Annotated in this window: 1 protein-coding gene; it reads left to right on the top strand. The window is 73.4% G+C overall.

Annotation, left to right across the window (positions count from 1 at the left end):
- The coding region (locus tag ACOADB_RS13450; protein WP_378599360.1) for a glycosyltransferase at positions 1 to 459 on the top strand (459 nt) is incomplete at both ends.

Here is a 459-nt window from a genome sequence, read left to right as displayed (position 1 = left end):
CTCGAGCCCACGGGCGCGCAGGTCCGCGACGCCGTCGAGGCGTTCGAGCCCGACCTGGTGCAGGTGCACTCCCCCCGTGCCATCGGCCGCAAGGCGCTCAAGCACGCGGCCCGCGCCGGTGTGCCGACCCTCGCCGTCGAACAGTCCCCCGTGCTCGACCTCGCCGCCGACTACTGGCGTGCCAAGGTCGCCGAGCGTGCGGACCGCGTCCTCGTCACCTCGCCCTGGATGGTGGAGCGCGCCGCCGAGCTCGGCATCGACGCCCAGCTGTGGCTGCCCGGTGTCGACCCCGCCGCCTTCACCCCAGCGCTTCGCGACCAGTGGCTGCACGGCTCCTGGTCGAAGGCGAAGTCGAAGGAGGGCCGACGCGTCGTCGTCGGCTACGTCGGCGGTCTCCACAAGGCTGCCGGCGTACGACGCCTCGTGGACCTCGCCGCGCTTCCCGGCATCCGACTCGTC

This window comes from Nocardioides sp. CPCC 206348 (assembly GCF_048654705.1).
GTDB lineage: Bacteria > Actinomycetota > Actinomycetes > Propionibacteriales > Nocardioidaceae > Nocardioides.
The sequence above is the reverse complement of the archived record's forward strand: the minus strand, read 5'-3'. Positions and strand labels throughout refer to the sequence as shown.